This is a genomic window from Paraburkholderia sp. XV (assembly GCF_020177535.1).
GTDB lineage: Bacteria > Pseudomonadota > Gammaproteobacteria > Burkholderiales > Burkholderiaceae > Paraburkholderia > Paraburkholderia caribensis.
Window position 1 is genome coordinate 1 of the sequence record NZ_JAGUUD010000006.1, and the last position, 15,046, is coordinate 15,046.

Genomic DNA, 15,046 nt, shown 5'->3' on the forward strand with positions numbered 1-15,046 from the left:
GCGTGCGCGGAGGGAAGGCAACCTTTACGTTCCACCGCGTGAGGAGCAGGTGTCTCACTATCCGTTTGATTCCCATGGCTACCACCTGCCCGAGGCTCCACCGCCGCCAAAGCCGCCGCCGCCGCCGCGAAACGTCGTGCGGCCGGACGCATTACCGGGGCCGCCACCAATGGCACGCCCCCCGACGAACGCCCCCAACCCGCTCCCCAACAGGGTAAAAACCAGGGCAATCGAACCGGCGACGATTGCGATGAGAACTGTCCCCGACAACAGCCATGCGACCACCGCAACAGCGCCACCCGTCGCGACTGAACCCACCAGGCGCCCGAGCACCGAACGAAGCACTCCACCCGCAACCAGCGTCAGGACGAAGAGTACGGGCAGATAGCCCCTGACGCTCCCGGCGTCCCCTCGCGTCTGCGTATCTGGCGCTGGCAATGGCTCGCCGCTGATGACATTCATCATGCTGCTGACGCCGGCCGACACGCCTCCATACAGATCGCCTCGCCTGAATCTCGGGACAATCACCTCATTAATGATGCGGCTGCTGGTCGCGTCGTTGAGAGCGCCTTCGAGGCCATAACCAACCTCGATGCGAAGCGTCCGGTCATCTTTTGCGACGATGAGGAGTGCGCCATCGTCGATGTTCTTGCGACCGAGTTTCCACTGCTCGACAACACGCATGGAATATTGCTCGATCGTTTCGGGCTGTGTCGTTGGCACGATAAGCACGGAAATCTGGCTTCCTTTCTTCGCTTCGAACGCCTGCAGTGTCTGCTCGAGCGAAGCCCGCTGTTCGGTCGTGAGCGTTGCTGTTTCGTCGGTGACCCGCGCAGTCAAAGCAGGGATTCCGACATCCGCACTTGCGACTGATGACCAGAATGGAATGAGCGCGAGTAGTACTGTCCGCGCTGCCTTCAGGATGTTCAATTGGTCGCCCCGCTCGCCGGCGCCGGGGCCGCTTCGAAATTAACCTGCGGAGGCCGGGAAACTGCGGCTTCGTTCGACACCGAGAAGTTGGGCTTCTCCTTAAACCCGAAGACACTCGCCGTCAGGTTGGACGGAAACGAGCGCACTGTCACGTTGTAGTCCTGCACTGCCTTGATGTAGCGGTTTCTCGCAACGGCGATCCGGTTCTCGGTTCCTTCGAGTTGCGCCTGCAGGTCGCGAAAATTTGCATCCGACTTCAATTGCGGATAGTTCTCGGACACGACCAGCAGCCTTGATAGCGAACTCGTCAACTGGGCTTGCGCCGCTTCAAATTTCGAAAATGCTTGCGGATCATTGATCAGCTCCGGACTGGCCTGCACCGACCCCACTCCCGCGCGGGCTTCCGTCACACGCGTCAGCACATCTTTTTCCTGGCTGGCGTAGCCCTTGACCGTATTCACGAGATTGGGAACGAGGTCGGCGCGACGCTGGTACTGATTCAGTACTTCCGACCAGCTCGCTTTCACCTGTTCGTCCTGCCTCTGAATAGCGTTGTAGCCGCAGCCGGAGATTCCCAGCACAGCGATTGCCATTAACCACGTCAACATTGCGCGCATTGGAGTGTTCCTGTTTTCCATCCGGTTCCTGGTTCTTCTTCTGCCCGTCTATCGTCGTTTCCGACCTTGCGCCGCAAGTCGCCACAGCGGCAGCAGCTTCAGGCTACGTCGAGGCAGACTGCTGTATTTGACGCAGGTCAAGCTCGCTACGAACTCGCACGGCACCAGCTGTCAGAGCCGGTTTCGCCGGTAACGGCTGGACCGTACGAGGGGGCATCGTGGCCGATATCGCTGCAGGAACCAACCTCTTCCCCGTGCCGCCGCTACCAGGACGCTTAAAATCTGAGCGACCAGCTTCAATCCATAACTGTTGATGAAAATCAAATGGCCCGCCTTATTCAGTCTCAAAATCGACCAGGATTCGAGACCACGGCAAGGCACAGGACTGTCTCACGCGTTTTTCAGTGACATACACAGGGTTGCATAACTGGCTTGCCTGTCGTCACTGCGTCAGTGTCAAGGATAAGGTCTCCAAGGTACAGGAACTGGACATGACTCCGACGGCAACCTTTCGCATCTCGCCTCGAGATTTCGAACTAGCCAATTCGATAGTTGACGTCATTCGGCGCGATCCCTCGTTATGCACGGAACCCGTATGTGTCGACGTGCGCGATGGAAATGTGACCTTGCGGGGTACGGTGTCGCGCTACGCGGCGATGATCGCCACGTGCGCTGCGGCCGAAGCCGTACCAGGCGTCTGCGGTGTGACATCAGACCTGACCGTTCAGATACCTGGGCCGTTGCGCCGTACCGACGACGAAATACGCGACGCCGCGCTCGCCGCCCTCAAGTGGAAAGCATGCCTGCCGCCGGGCTCGGTGAATGTGTGCGTGCGCGACGGAAGCGTCACGCTGCTGGGACAGGTTGACTGGTCGTACCAGAAGCGGTTAGCCGAACAGGTCCTCGAACCGCTCGATGGCCTGACTTCGATATGCAACAAGCTTTGTGTCAGTGACCGCCAGGTTGAGATGGAAGTCCTACGGAGAATCCGCACGGCGCTGCAGGTTGCCGCGCAGGCGCAAGCAGACGCAATCGAAGTCGAAGTGCGGGACGGAACCGTCTATTTGCGCGGGAGGCTGCCGTGCATCAGCGGGCGTGCTGTAGCGTGCTCTGCCGCACGAGGTCACCCGGAAGTGCGCAGGCTGTGCGATGAATTGCATGTGACGACGTGATCGTTGCGATTCGAAGCGATATCACGCCTGGGGTATCTCAACCGCGGCGTTCCCCTTTCTTGATCGATCTCAAATCATGCGGCAAATCGCGGCCCAGAATCGTCCTATCGATCTGCGCCAGGTGTGGTGCAGCTTCCGGCCAGACAGCCAAAGGACACTTCAAGGAGACAGACTATGGCGCAACACATGTGCGATCTCTGCGGCGCCCGGCCCGCGTCCGTGCGCGTCGCGGTTGTACAGAACGGACAACGCAGACAGCTGGACGTTTGCGACTATCACTACGCGCAACTCACACGCCATCAGCGTCAGGTGTCGCCGCTCGAGTCACTGTTCCGTGGCGGCCTGTTCGACGACTTCTTCGGCGATCGACCTTCGCCGCGGCAACCAGCCAGGGGTGCTCTGCCGGCCAGTTCCGCAGTCGAACGGGATGGCGTGAACCTGCAGCAACACTTCAGCGACCAGGCACGGGAAATCCTGCAGCGCGCTGCAGAACGCGCAGTGCAGTTCGGCAGGCATGAAGTGGACACGGAGCATCTCTTATACGAACTCGTCGACAGCGACGCCGTGCAACGCATTCTCAACGGCCTGAAGATTTCCGGCGCGGATCTCCAGGCGTACATCGACCAGCATGCGCTAAAGGAAGAAGCAGCGACGAGGCGAACCGATGGCGAGATCGCTGTCTCGCCGCGATTGAAGAGCGCGCTTGAGCGCGCGTTCATGGCGTCGCGCGAATTTGGGCACAGCTATGTCGGGCCGGAGCACATGCTGGCCGGACTCGCCGAAGTGACCGACAGCTTTGCTGGTGATCTACTGATGAAATACGGGCTCACGCCTCAGGTGCTGCGCCAGCAGGCGATCAAGTTTGCCGGTACGGACGAAGCCGGTCCCCAGCCCGCGAGCGACACGCCGCAGTTGGACAAATACAGCCGCGACATCACACGTCTCGCACGCGAAGGCAAGCTCGATCCGGTGATTGGTCGCTCGAAGGAAACCGAAACGCTGGCGGAAGTACTGGCGCGGCGCAAGAAGAATAACCCGGTGCTGATCGGCGAACCGGGTGTCGGCAAGACCGCGATCGTCGAGGGACTTGCGCAGCGAATGATCAGCGGCGATGTACCGGAGACGCTGCGTGAAAAACGGCTTGTCGAACTGAATGTGAACTCGCTGGTTGCGGGCTCGAAGTATCGCGGCGAGTTTGAAGAGCGCGTCAAGCAGGTGATGGACGAAATCGCCGCGCACAAAGACAGACTCGTATTGTTCGTGGATGAGGTGCATACGATCGTAGGTGCCGGACAAGCCGGTGGCGAAGGCGGTCTCGACATCGCCAATGTGTTCAAGCCTCCGATGGCGCGGGGCGAGCTGAATCTGATCGGCGCGACCACCCTCGCCGAGTACCAGAAATACATAGAGAAGGACGCCGCGCTCGAGCGTCGCTTCCAGCCAGTGCTGGTGAGCGAGCCAACCGTCGAGCAGACCATCAGCATCCTGAGGGGTCTGCGGGACCGCCTCGAGGCACATCACAAGGTCGCGATACTCGATGACGCCTTCGTTTCGGCAGCCGAGCTATCGGACCGCTACATCACGGGCCGCTTTCTCCCAGACAAGGCGGTCGATCTGATCGACCAGGCAGCCGCGCGCGTGCATCTGTCGTCGACCTCGCGCCCCGCCGAGATCCTCGAACTGGAGTCTGAAATCGCACAGATCCGGCGCGAACAGGATTACGCGGCATCGCGCAAGCAGTTTGAGCGCGCCAAAGAACTCGCCGAACAGCTTGCCACGAAGGAAACCCAGCTGGCAGACGCTACCGCGATCTGGAAGCGCCGCGTCAGTTCGAGCAGCGCCGAAGTCAGTACCACGCAGGTGGCCGAGATCGTCGCCAGGATGACGGGCATTCCCGTCGCCGACCTGACCCAGGAGGAAAAGGACAAGCTCCTGAAACTCGAAGCCCGGCTGCATGAGCGCGTCATCGGCCAGGAAGAGGCGATCACCGCGGTTAGCGATGCGGTTCGGCGCAGCCGCGCAGGCCTCCAGGCGGGTCACCGTCCGGTGGCGGTGTTCCTGTTCCTCGGTCCGACCGGCGTAGGCAAGACCGAGCTGGCAAAGGCACTCGCCGAGGTCATCTTCGGCGATGAAGACGCCATCGTGCGCGTCGACATGAGCGAATACATGGAGCGGCACGCGGTCGCGAGGTTGATCGGCGCGCCCCCGGGCTACATAGGTTACGAAGAAGGCGGCCAGTTGACCGAACGGGTGCGGCGCCGCCCGCACAGTGTGATCCTGCTCGACGAGGTCGAGAAAGCGCATCCGGACGTCTATAACGTCCTGCTACAGGTGTTTGATGACGGCCGCCTGACCGACGGCAAAGGTCGCGTGATCGACTTCGCCAATACGCTGATCATCGCGACCAGCAATCTGGCCTCCGATGTGATCATGGGCACCAGGCGCAGCGGGCCAGGCTTTTTGCCAGGTGATGGCAATGGCGCTAGCAAAAGGAGCAAAGGCCGCAGGAGCGACGCGGGCGACACGATGCGCGACGGCGTGATGACCGTGCTGCGTTCGCACTTCCGGCCTGAATTCCTGAACCGGATCGACGAGATCATCATCTTCGAATCGCTTACGGAAGCCCAGATTCGCTTGATCGTCCGGCTGCAGCTTGAACACGTCGCTCGTATGGCAAAGAGCCAGGATATCGACCTGGTGTTCGACGACAGTATCGTCGAGCAGCTGGTGCTCGAAGGCTATCGGCCCGAGTATGGCGCACGGGAACTGAAGCGACGCATCCGTCAGGTTATCGAGAATCCGCTGGCGAAAGAAATGCTCGACGGGCGCATTAAGGAAGGCAGCAGGATTTCCTGCCGCTTCGACGCAGAGCAGGACTCGGCAGCGTTCGAGCTCGTTGCGCAACCTGGCGGCAGGCACGAGAAGGCCAGGATCCCCGCCAGTTCCGAAGAATCCGGGGACAGCGAGGCCGGCAAGAAACGCAAGCCGCCAGTGCGTAAGCGCAGCCCGCGCACCGGCCCGCGCGATATGACGCCGTGATCCGACAGTGCATGGACAAGCCTGCGCTGCACGATGGTTGTGCGGCGCGGACTTGCCAGGCCGCTATTCGAGCTACACGGGAAGCGGCGTCCAGAACGCACCGGCGCTGCCGTGAAGCGGCGAGGCTGTCGACTACGAAGTCCACCTGTCGGTGTCGCCGCATTCAGGTCGTGTATCTACCAACCAGGTATCAACGCACCGACCTGTCTTGAAGGCAGGTGGGTCATCGTACCGTTCGAATTTTGGCGCACCCATCAATGACGGGGCGCGAGACCTCGACTCCCCTCCAGGCTCAGAGCATCCCTCTCCCGGTATCAGACAGTTCTGATATCGCTTCCAGATATCGGATGGCAAGTCCAGCCGTGGCCGATTGTTGCCGAATGCGCCATTACCAATACTAAAGGCACGTCATCAAGCTGAGTTTCAGTCCAGCTGTAGCCTGTGTTCTTGTGTGGACGGCATGGCCAGGCACCAGCAGGAACCAGCTCATTGCGCAGGAGCCAGCCATGAACCAACGTGATCATGTACAGGACGCAAACAACGCGTTCCAGCCCGACCTGCCGCGCGGGGTACATCTGGCCACGCGGCGTCCGGGTTATGTCCACCATGGCATTTATATCGGAGACGGAAAGGTTATCCACTACGCGGGCTTTTCCCGGCGCCTGTGCCGTGGCCCCGTTGAAATCGTCTCGATCGACCAGTTTGCGGCGGGTTTCGGTTTTGAGGTGATCTCCCATCCTTTTGCGAAATATGCGGGCCTTGCCGCCGTGCACCGTGCAGTGTCACGCCTCGGCGAACGCAACTATCGGCTTCTGACCAACAATTGCGAACACTTCTGTCTATGGTGTCTGTTCGGGCATGGCAAAAGCGAACAGGTCCGGGCATGCATCCGCAACCCGGCACACGGAGTGGTCGTGCTCGCGACGCTGGTCGTATTTGTGCTGGGCAGGCAATGGGAGGTTGCTGCGTCCGTCTCCCTCAACTGAATCGCGGGTCAGGAAAAAAAGCGGGCCCCGATCAACGTGCGCGCCTCATCAGCCGGTCACGAAAAGCAGTTGAAGATCGTCCGGCAAAATGGCCTCTCCGAAGCCGCGTCGCCAGTCGTTATCCAGCTTCAGGGCGCATTGACACCGATCAAGTCAATACAGTCCGCCGCAATGCAACATGTCGGCAAGAACTGACTCGCACCAATTTGTAAGGGAGCACGGTCGAGAATGAGCCTGTACGGTGAACTTGAGCGCGAGCTTGCACATATCAGAACAGCTATTGCACTGCTTGAACAGACACGCGGATATTTTTCCTCGCAGACGCCCGTTGGCGATCCGGCTTATTGGGCCGAAAGGTTAAGGACAGCCGTGAGCGGTTACGTAAGCGATCGCGCAATCGAAAAGCAGGCGGAAGAGCTTCTCGCCCGCCTGAACACGCTCAAAAACATGCGCCCCAAAGGTAGATGTTGCGGGCGAGGAAATCCGAATGCGTAGGAAATCCAGATTCTGCCGACCGATTTGAGCGTCAGGATTGTCGACCCGTCGTCCAATGGGTAGGGTTCGTTCAGTTGCCGGGCGAGCGCCGCGAACCTGTCTTTAGAGCGTCGATTTCGTCGAGCAGATCCAGGGCGAGCGCAATACCCGGCGCGTTGATCTGAAAATCGCGAGCCAGCCGAAAGGCAGTGCGCGCGCGACGCAGCGAAGCCCCACTAAAACGCCATTCCTGCGGTCCCGCTCCCTTCGGATCAAACACGCCTTCGGCAACCCAAAGGGTTATTTCCTCTGCCGATGCACCACTTGTCCGACTCAGTTCGACGAGAGTGAACTCAACGCCTTCATCGACGATCTGGCCCGCCAGCCAGGTTGGCTCGAATTCTTTCATAGTGAACTACCCATAAAGCCGCGCACGCGGGTCGAAGTTAAACGCCTGCCGCATGGCGTTGTAAGCAGCTTTGGCTGGCTCGCTGTCGGCTGGCGGCAATACGATGTTCAAGATCACGTACAGGTCACCGGGCGGATTCCCCGGAATTCCCTTGCCCTTCAGCCGCAAGCGTCTGCCGCCCGCCGAGCCCATTGGCACTGTCATTTCAACCAGTCCGTCGGGCGTCGGCACCGTGACATGTGCGCCAAGCGCCGCCTCCCAAGGTGCCACCGGCAAATCGAGCAAGACATCGCCTCCATCTACACGAAAGCGCGGATGCGCTTGAAACGCAATTTCCAGATAGAGATCCCCCGCCGGTCCGGCTCCCACTCCGGCTCCTCCCTGGCCCGCCAGTCTCAGGTGCTGGCCTGCTCGCATGCCCTTTGGAATGGAAACGTTCAGCGTACGCAACTGCAGCGAAACATGCCCTTGATCGTCGATGACAGGCAATTGCAGCGAAATCGTGCGCTGTGCTCCCCGATAGGTATCCTCGATATCGATCAACACTTTGGCATGGTGGTCCTGCCCCGTCGCCCGGGACGGCCCCTGCCGTGTCTGCGCCGCTCGGGTGCTGCCAAACATGGCTTCAAAAAAATCCTTGAGGTCGGCATGCGCGCCAGCTTCGTCACCCGCGCCACTGAACTCGAACCCTTCATCCCAATTCGGTGGAGGCTGGAAATCCTCGCCACTGTGCCATTGGGTTCCCAGTCGATCGTATGCTGCACGCTTCTCCGGATCCTTGAGCACCTCATAGGCCTCGCCCAATTCCTTGAAGCGTTCCTCCGCGTCGCTGTGCCCGCTGACGTCCGGATGATATTTGCGCGCGAGCTTGCGGTATGCGCGCTTGATCTCTTCCTGAGTCACGGTACGCTCCACACCCAGGATCGCGTAATAGTCCTTGTATTTCATTTCGGGGCACACCCATAAGGGATGGAGATGGCAGCACGCCTGATCCGCGCCAGTCATTTGCGATGCGTTAACTGTACCGCAGCACGAGCAGAACTGGCGCCCTGGACAAGGCGATTGCTTTGCATCATGCCTGCCGCGCAGGAGCGCTCACCCGGCAATATTGCTGCAGTTTTCCCGTGGGCGCATTCAAGCCGCTTCACCGGGGCGTCCACCGCGCGGGAATGTGCCACCGCGCCGATATCGACGTAGTAAAGGGGTTTTCCACGAAGGCAATCAGTCTGGTAATAAGCGCGGCGTTGTCCGGCATGCCCGAGAGTAAGTGCATCTCAGGATCGGCTCCCGTTGACTTCGGTCAATGACGGTTGCATGTGTGCTCGTAATCTGGCTCAAACAACTACACAACCAGCCAGGCGATTTCGTAGGAGACACGCCATGACACGTCACTTTTCGATTTCCTGGATTCTGGCCGCACTGTTGCCGTGCGCGGCGTTTCCAGTTCATGGCGAGGATTTAGCGAGAATCGCGACTCACTCCCATCGCTATGGCGGGCAGATCAGGGTATCCGCCTACGACGACCCGCTCTTGAAAGGCGTGACCTGCTACGTTTCCAGATCTCATGATGAAAATGGTTTTGGCGGTAGCGCTGCGCCTACGCCTGACGTTGAAGTTTCCTGTCACCAGGTGGGCAAGCTGGAGACGCCTAACAAGATCCCTCACCAAGCCCAGGTTTTCGACGCTACGGTCGACCCGATTTTTGGTCTCCTGCATATATTCCGGATTCTGGACCCGAACCGACTGACGGTCCTGTATTTCAGTTACACGGAAAACGAATTGGCGGGGGATCTGCCGGGTCACGTCGACGTGATCCGGTTACCAGTACGTAGAAGACCGACCGAAGAATAAAGACGCAGGAATTCACGGCACCAATCCATCGGCATCGGCCGGGGCCATACGGCTCCACTCGACGAGTCGCACGGTCGGACTTCGTCCGCCTTCGAGCAATCGGAAAAAGAACTAGATGATCCAGGCAGGCGTGGTTCAACTCGCGTTCACGAGCGCCGCGTGCGCATTACGCTAAGTGCCCCGCGTCGTTAGCCCCTAGAGCGAGGTGCACGCGTTGAACTCTGAAAGCAGACACGTCGAGGTATAGGCGTCGGCGAATATTTCCGACTCGGTCTCCGCGTGTGTCATGAAATCAAGTTTGTTCAGGTGGATCACGACAGCAAACAGCACGATCGCAATGAAGACATGCGTGACAAATGCGGCCTTCTCAAGCATTTTGATGTCGACTCTAATCTGCATAAACTCACTCCGCGTGTGAAGTGTGAATCGCGGCGTAACGATGCTGGATCACGGCTTTGATCGCGGCACGTCCTTCGCGGCCTGGGTCTCAGCATAGTGATGAAACCGTCGACACAACTGATCTGGATCAACGCAAAATCGGGCGGCATCGCGCCCGACCCGGACTGGGGCCAACTCCCAAATCAAATCCTGTTGCTTGATCTGAATCAACCGCTCCCCTCCGCCACAAATCACACTGGTGGGGATGCCCGAAATCGCCCCCGCTCCGCACAGATAAAAGACAATCAAACCGTACGGCATGATCAATTGCCCCACGCGGCATGGATTGGGACGCGCGCCTGGCTGTTCTTTCCATACATCCACGTGAGGAGATTATGTCCACGACCCATGCGAGCACATACCGGCCTGACCCCGCAGATCTGCCGCTTCTGAGGGGCACGGCTATCGACGGCATGCCCGCCTATGAAGCGCTCGTCAACGAAGCGCAAACCGACCGCCTCGGATTCTGGGCACGGCTCGCACGCGAGCACCTGACCTGGCGGCGTCCCTTTACCCGGGTGCTGGATGAATCGAATGCGCCGTTTTTCAAATGGTTCGACGACGGCGTGCTGAACGCGTCGTACAACTGTCTGGATCGTCATCTGGACAACGGCAATGCGAACAAGACTGCAATTATTTTCGAAGCAGACGACGGTACCGTTACGACAATCACGTATCTGGAATTGCATGCACGTGTCTGCAGGTTCGCCAACGGTTTGCGCGAGCGCGGAATCGGTCTGGGCGACCGGGTGATGATCTATCTTCCGATGTCCATTGAAGGTGTCGTCGCGATGCAGGCCTGCGCCCGTATCGGCGCGCCACATTCGGTCGTATTCGGCGGCTTCTCGGCAAAATCGCTGCACGAGAGGATGGTCGATGTGGGCGCGGTTGCCGTCATTACAGCCGATGAACAGATGCGCGGTGGTAAAAGCCTGCCATTGAAGTCAATTGTTGACGAAGCGCTCGCTATGGGCGGCACAGACGACGTCCATACCGTAGTCGTATATCGCCGTACAGGCGGGTCCATCTTATGGGACGAGACACGCGACTGCTGGCTTCACGAGATCGAAGAGGCGCATCCGGACACCTGCGAACCCGAATGGGTGGGGGCCGAGCATCCCCTGTTCGTGCTGTATACGTCCGGCTCGACGGGCACACCTAAGGGTGTGCAGCACAGTACGGCGGGCTACCTGTTGTGGACGTCGGTGACGATGAACTGGACATTTGATATCCAGCCGCACGACGTGTTCTGGTGCACAGCGGATATCGGCTGGATAACGGGCCATAGTTACATCTGCTACGGCCCGACAGCCGTCGGCGCGACGCAGGTTATCTTCGAGGGCGTACCAACATGGCCGAATGCCGGACGCTTCTGGGACATGATCGCGCGACATAAGGTCAGCATCTTCTACACAGCGCCAACTGCTATCCGCTCGCTGATCAAGGCATCGGAATCGGATGGAAGCGTGCATCCCCGGAGCTTCGACCTGTCCTCGCTGCGCCTGCTCGGCACAGTCGGCGAGCCGATCAATCCGAGCGCATGGCAATGGTACGCGCAAGAAGTAGGCGGCGGACGGTGCCCTGTGCTCGATACGTTCTGGCAAACCGAAACGGGTGGTCACATGATCGCGCCGTTGCCTGGTGTAACGCGGCTGGTGCCGGGTTCGTGTACGTTGCCGCTGCCGGGTATCGACGCTGCCATCGTCGACGAAACGGGCGTCGAACTACCCAATGGACAAGGCGGACTGCTCGTCATCAAGCAGCCGTGGCCGTCGATGCTGCGTACCATATGGGGCAATCCGGAGCGGTTTCGCCACGGCTACTATCCACCGGAACTGGGCGGCAACCTTTATCTGGCCGGTGACGGCGCGATCCGCGACCCCGAGACAGGCTATTTCACCATCACCGGTCGAATCGACGACGTGCTGAACGTCTCCGGCCACCGCATGGGTACGATGGAAATCGAATCAGCGCTGACTGCGAACCCGCTTGTTGCCGAAGCAGCTGTCGTCGGCCGGCCGGACGAGACAAGTGGTGAAGCTATTGTCGCGTTTGTCGTGCTGAAAGGCCCACGTCCCGCTGACGGCGACGCAAAGCAGATTGCAGATCAACTTCGCGCGTGGGTCGGTAAAGAGATCGGCGCGATTGCCAAGCCCAAGGAGATCCGCTTCGGCGACAGCATGCCAAAGACGCGTTCCGGGAAGGTAGTCCGTCGGCTGTTGCGCTCCGTTGCAAAAGGCGAAGCGATTTCGCAGGACGTGTCTACCGTGGAGAATCCGGCCGTGTTGCATCAGTTCAGTCAACACACGTAAGCACGCGCTATCCACGGATGCCGACCGCCCGGTCCGCCTCGACCGGACGGTCATTCGTACGTCTCCATCTGCACACACACAGACGATCGACCTGCGATCGTGGCAGCCTGACTCAATAGCCCCGCCAACCTGTCCGCAAAGACGGCATCGTCATAGAAATCCCGCCCTGTGCGTGTGTGGAATCTCTCTTGCGCTCATCCCCATTCAAGCTCAGCACTTTTCGTCGCCAATAAATCGCCTCCTGAATCCTCGTTCCCGCTGGATAAAAAAAAGCCCCTCCAGCAAAGGAGGGGACAACTTGCCGCACGGGGGCTTTCTTGCGGGAAGGATGCACACCCAGAGTCAACCCGTCGCCAGTTGCAAGCTTGATTCCTGAGCAGCGTTACCAGTCGCAAGCTCTGGTTTAGTGACTCGCGCCTTCCACCGCTCCGATGCCAGTCTCCGAGCGTACCGACTGCGCCTCAAATCCGGCCTGATCAATGCGGCCGCGAGCGGACTTGTCCGTCACCGAGAAAAGCCAGATGCCGAAGAAACCCATCGCCATCGAAAAGAGCGCCGGCGACGCGTAAGGAAAAGGCGCGTTCGAGAAATGGAACACGTCAACCCAAACTGCTTTCGAGAGAACCGTCAGCAACACGGCCGATATCAGCCCGAGAAAGCCGCCGATGGTTGCACCGCGCGTCGTGCAGCCGCGCCAGAGCACGGACATGAACAACACCGGGAAGTTGGCCGACGCGGCAACAGCGAAAGCCAGCGAAACCATGAAAGCGATATTCTGCTTCTCGAACACGATTCCGAGCACGACAGCTACGATACCCAGCACGACCGTCGTGACGCGCGAAACGAACAGCTCGTTCACACTCGGTGCCTTACCATGCTTGAAGACGGTCGCATACAGATCGTGCGACACAGCTGATGCGCCGGCGAGTGTGAGACCCGCGACGACTGCAAGAATCGTCGCAAACGCAACAGCGGAAATGAAGCCGAGAAACACGTTCCCGCCTACAGCACTCGCAAGATGCACAGCAGCCATGTTTGTCCCGCCCAGCAGCTTGCCCGCAGCATCCTTGAAGACAGGATTCGTGCTCACCAGCACGATCGCGCCGAAGCCAATGATGAAGGTCAGAATGTAGAAGTAACCGATCCATGTCGTCGCCCAGAACACGGACTTGCGCGCTTCCTTCGCATTCGGCACGGTAAAAAAGCGCATCAGGATATGCGGCAGCCCCGCTGTGCCGAACATCAGCGCGATTCCGAACGAGATCGCCGATATCGGATCCTTGATGAAATTGCCGGGGCCCATGATAGATGCCTTCTTCTCGTGCACCTCGACGGCCTTCGCAAACAGCGCTTCGGGGCTGAAATGAAACTGCCACAGCACCATGAACGCCATGAACGAAGCACCGGCAAGGAGCAGGCATGCCTTGATGATTTGCACCCAGGTGGTTGCCGTCATGCCTCCGAACAACACGTACACCATCATGAGCGCGCCCACGATCACCACGGCGATCCAGTACTCGAGACCAAACAGCAATTTGATCAACTGCCCTGCACCCACCATCTGCGCGATCAGATAGAACGCCACGACAACCAGCGTGCCCGAAGCGGCGAACGCGCGGATCGGGGCCTGCTTGAAGCGATATGCCGCAACATCGGCGAACGTAAATCTGCCGAGATTGCGGAGCCTTTCAGCCATCAGGAATGTGATGATCGGCCAGCCCACCAGAAAGCCGATCGAATAGATGAGACCGTCATAGCCGTTTGCATAGACGGCCGCCGAGATGCCCAGGAACGACGCAGCCGACATGAAGTCACCGGCAATCGCAAGTCCGTTCTGAAAGCCGGTGATGCCGCCACCTGCTGTGTAAAACTCCGCAGCGGAGCGCGTTCGTCTCGCCGCCCACTTGGTAATGAAGAGTGTCGCGACCACGAATACGACGAACATCGTGATTGCGGTCCAGTTGGTAGCCTGTTTGACCGTCTGCCCCATGTCTGCGCCAGCAGCGAAACAGCGCAATGAGACGACAGACAGCGCCGCGAGCGCGAGAAGACGTCGTGCGTTCATGCTGCCTCCCGCTTGATCTGCTCGGTAAGCTGATCGTATGTGCTGTTGGCGCGACGTACGTAGAACCCCGTGACGACCACCGTGAACACGATGACGAATAGACCAACCGGCATCCCCCATGTCATCACACCTGCGCCCATCTTTGCAGCAAGAAACTGCTTGTCGAATGCAATCAACAGAACATAGCCGTAATAGACGACGAGTACGAGGGCGGTCAGCGTCCACCCAAGCCTCGAGCGCTTTCGCACCAGTTCGCGGTATGCCGCGCTCGATTTGATTTTTTCTGCGAGTTTCAGATCCATCTTCGTCTCCTGCATGGAAAGCTTCCGCTGACTGACAAGCACCCTCTTCCGGCCGTAGTCGTGACGAGGGGCATCTATTGGCACCTCGGGTCCCGCTAGGGATGTGGTGCAATGCATTCGCGCATGCGGTTCGATGCGTCGTTGTTCTGATGCGCTCGGTGTTACGTTAAACGCACCCGCTTACCCGCTTCTTACGGCGTATGACTTCTCGCGCCGGGGTTTACACGAAGATTCGCGCTTCCCTGCGGGCATCGACGCTGTCTGACTACGCTGTGCCGGCCCTCTCGCGCCGATGTGACGTTGATAATTAGACGGCAATGCAGCGTCGCGATTGACGTAAGTCAACCGGATCCCGATACGTCGACCTCAAGCTCTGACCGTACCGGTCACGAGTGCGCAAACGGTGAACGTGATCTTTTCCAATCGAAATCGGTCGATGCTCATTCATCGA

The 15,046-nt window shown here is 59.3% G+C and carries 13 protein-coding genes; 6 read left to right on the plus strand and 7 right to left on the minus strand.

Annotation, left to right across the window (positions count from 1 at the left end; translation table 11 throughout):
• Window positions 1-78: 78 nt before the first annotated feature.
• Window positions 79-930, minus strand: coding sequence for a TPM domain-containing protein (locus KFO72_RS04865; RefSeq protein WP_225031532.1), 852 nt, complete (start codon window positions 928-930; stop codon window positions 79-81).
• Entirely contained in the window at window positions 927-1,568 is a 642-nt protein-coding gene (locus tag KFO72_RS04870) for a LemA family protein (RefSeq protein ID WP_060606382.1), read from the minus strand. The genes KFO72_RS04865 and KFO72_RS04870 overlap by 4 nt, the downstream gene beginning before the upstream one ends.
• Window positions 1,569-1,951: 383 nt before the next feature.
• Here KFO72_RS04870 and KFO72_RS04875 point away from each other — a divergent pair, with 383 nt between their 5' ends.
• From KFO72_RS04875 to KFO72_RS04890, 4 genes are all read left to right on the plus strand, one after another.
• A complete protein-coding gene (locus KFO72_RS04875; RefSeq protein WP_225031534.1) occupies window positions 1,952-2,719 on the plus strand; it encodes a BON domain-containing protein in 768 nt (255 codons plus the stop codon).
• 174 nt (window positions 2,720-2,893) lie between these two features.
• Window positions 2,894-5,758 carry an AAA family ATPase gene (locus tag KFO72_RS04880; RefSeq protein ID WP_054935000.1) on the plus strand — a complete coding sequence of 955 codons (2,865 nt, stop codon included), beginning with the start codon at window positions 2,894-2,896 and terminating at the stop codon, window positions 5,756-5,758.
• A gap of 506 nt (window positions 5,759-6,264) precedes the next feature.
• Window positions 6,265-6,744, plus strand: coding sequence for a lecithin retinol acyltransferase family protein (locus KFO72_RS04885; protein WP_054935001.1), 480 nt, complete (start codon window positions 6,265-6,267; stop codon window positions 6,742-6,744).
• Between the two features lie 228 nt (window positions 6,745-6,972).
• Entirely contained in the window at window positions 6,973-7,239 is a 267-nt protein-coding gene (locus KFO72_RS04890; protein ID WP_082670447.1) for a hypothetical protein, read from the plus strand.
• Between the two features lie 70 nt (window positions 7,240-7,309).
• On the opposite strand, the gene KFO72_RS04895 is transcribed toward KFO72_RS04890, so the two are convergent.
• Both KFO72_RS04895 and KFO72_RS04900 read right to left on the minus strand, forming a co-directional pair.
• Complete coding sequence (locus KFO72_RS04895; RefSeq protein ID WP_054935002.1) at window positions 7,310-7,627, minus strand: chaperone modulator CbpM; 318 nt, start codon at window positions 7,625-7,627, stop codon at window positions 7,310-7,312.
• 6 nt (window positions 7,628-7,633) lie between these two features.
• Window positions 7,634-8,575 carry a DnaJ C-terminal domain-containing protein gene (locus KFO72_RS04900; RefSeq protein ID WP_225031535.1) on the minus strand — a complete coding sequence of 314 codons (942 nt, stop codon included), beginning with the start codon at window positions 8,573-8,575 and terminating at the stop codon, window positions 7,634-7,636.
• Window positions 8,576-9,007: 432 nt separating this feature from the next.
• Between KFO72_RS04900 and KFO72_RS04905 the strand changes: the two genes are divergently transcribed.
• On the plus strand, window positions 9,008-9,478 hold the full coding sequence (locus tag KFO72_RS04905) for a CreA family protein (protein ID WP_054935003.1): 471 nt from the start codon (window positions 9,008-9,010) through the stop codon (window positions 9,476-9,478).
• 195 nt (window positions 9,479-9,673) lie between these two features.
• Here KFO72_RS04905 and KFO72_RS04910 read toward each other — a convergent pair whose 3' ends face one another.
• Window positions 9,674-9,877, minus strand: coding sequence for a hypothetical protein (locus tag KFO72_RS04910; protein ID WP_054935004.1), 204 nt, complete (start codon window positions 9,875-9,877; stop codon window positions 9,674-9,676).
• A gap of 452 nt (window positions 9,878-10,329) precedes the next feature.
• Here KFO72_RS04910 and acs point away from each other — a divergent pair, with 452 nt between their 5' ends.
• Window positions 10,330-12,228 (plus strand): acetate--CoA ligase, encoded by a 1,899-nt coding sequence (gene acs, locus KFO72_RS04915; protein WP_225031616.1) that lies wholly within the window; start codon window positions 10,330-10,332, stop codon window positions 12,226-12,228.
• Window positions 12,229-12,631: 403 nt separating this feature from the next.
• Here the strand turns inward: acs and KFO72_RS04920 are convergent, their stop codons facing one another.
• Together KFO72_RS04920 and KFO72_RS04925 are read right to left on the minus strand one after the other, a co-directional pair.
• Entirely contained in the window at window positions 12,632-14,293 is a 1,662-nt protein-coding gene (locus tag KFO72_RS04920) for a cation acetate symporter (protein ID WP_054935005.1), read from the minus strand.
• On the minus strand, window positions 14,290-14,595 hold the full coding sequence (locus KFO72_RS04925) for a DUF485 domain-containing protein (protein ID WP_054935006.1): 306 nt from the start codon (window positions 14,593-14,595) through the stop codon (window positions 14,290-14,292). The genes KFO72_RS04920 and KFO72_RS04925 overlap by 4 nt, the downstream gene beginning before the upstream one ends.
• Window positions 14,596-15,046 lie beyond the last annotated feature (451 nt).

Excerpts from the sequence above, each read along its gene's own strand:
- KFO72_RS04895 (WP_054935002.1), bottom strand. The coding sequence starts at position 7,627 with ATGAAAGAATTCGAGCCAACCTGGCTGGCGGGCCAGATCGTCGATGAA.
- KFO72_RS04870 (WP_060606382.1), bottom strand. The coding sequence starts at position 1,568 with ATGGAAAACAGGAACACTCCAATGCGCGCAATGTTGACGTGGTTAATG.
- KFO72_RS04905 (WP_054935003.1), top strand. The coding sequence starts at position 9,008 with ATGACACGTCACTTTTCGATTTCCTGGATTCTGGCCGCACTGTTGCCG.
- acs (WP_225031616.1), top strand. The coding sequence starts at position 10,330 with ATGCCCGCCTATGAAGCGCTCGTCAACGAAGCGCAAACCGACCGCCTC.
- KFO72_RS04885 (WP_054935001.1), top strand. The coding sequence starts at position 6,265 with ATGAACCAACGTGATCATGTACAGGACGCAAACAACGCGTTCCAGCCC.
- KFO72_RS04890 (WP_082670447.1), top strand. The coding sequence starts at position 6,973 with ATGAGCCTGTACGGTGAACTTGAGCGCGAGCTTGCACATATCAGAACA.
- KFO72_RS04900 (WP_225031535.1), bottom strand. The coding sequence starts at position 8,575 with ATGAAATACAAGGACTATTACGCGATCCTGGGTGTGGAGCGTACCGTG.
- KFO72_RS04920 (WP_054935005.1), bottom strand. The coding sequence starts at position 14,293 with ATGAACGCACGACGTCTTCTCGCGCTCGCGGCGCTGTCTGTCGTCTCA.
- KFO72_RS04880 (WP_054935000.1), top strand. The coding sequence starts at position 2,894 with ATGGCGCAACACATGTGCGATCTCTGCGGCGCCCGGCCCGCGTCCGTG.
- KFO72_RS04910 (WP_054935004.1), bottom strand. The coding sequence starts at position 9,877 with ATGCAGATTAGAGTCGACATCAAAATGCTTGAGAAGGCCGCATTTGTC.
- KFO72_RS04925 (WP_054935006.1), bottom strand. The coding sequence starts at position 14,595 with ATGGATCTGAAACTCGCAGAAAAAATCAAATCGAGCGCGGCATACCGC.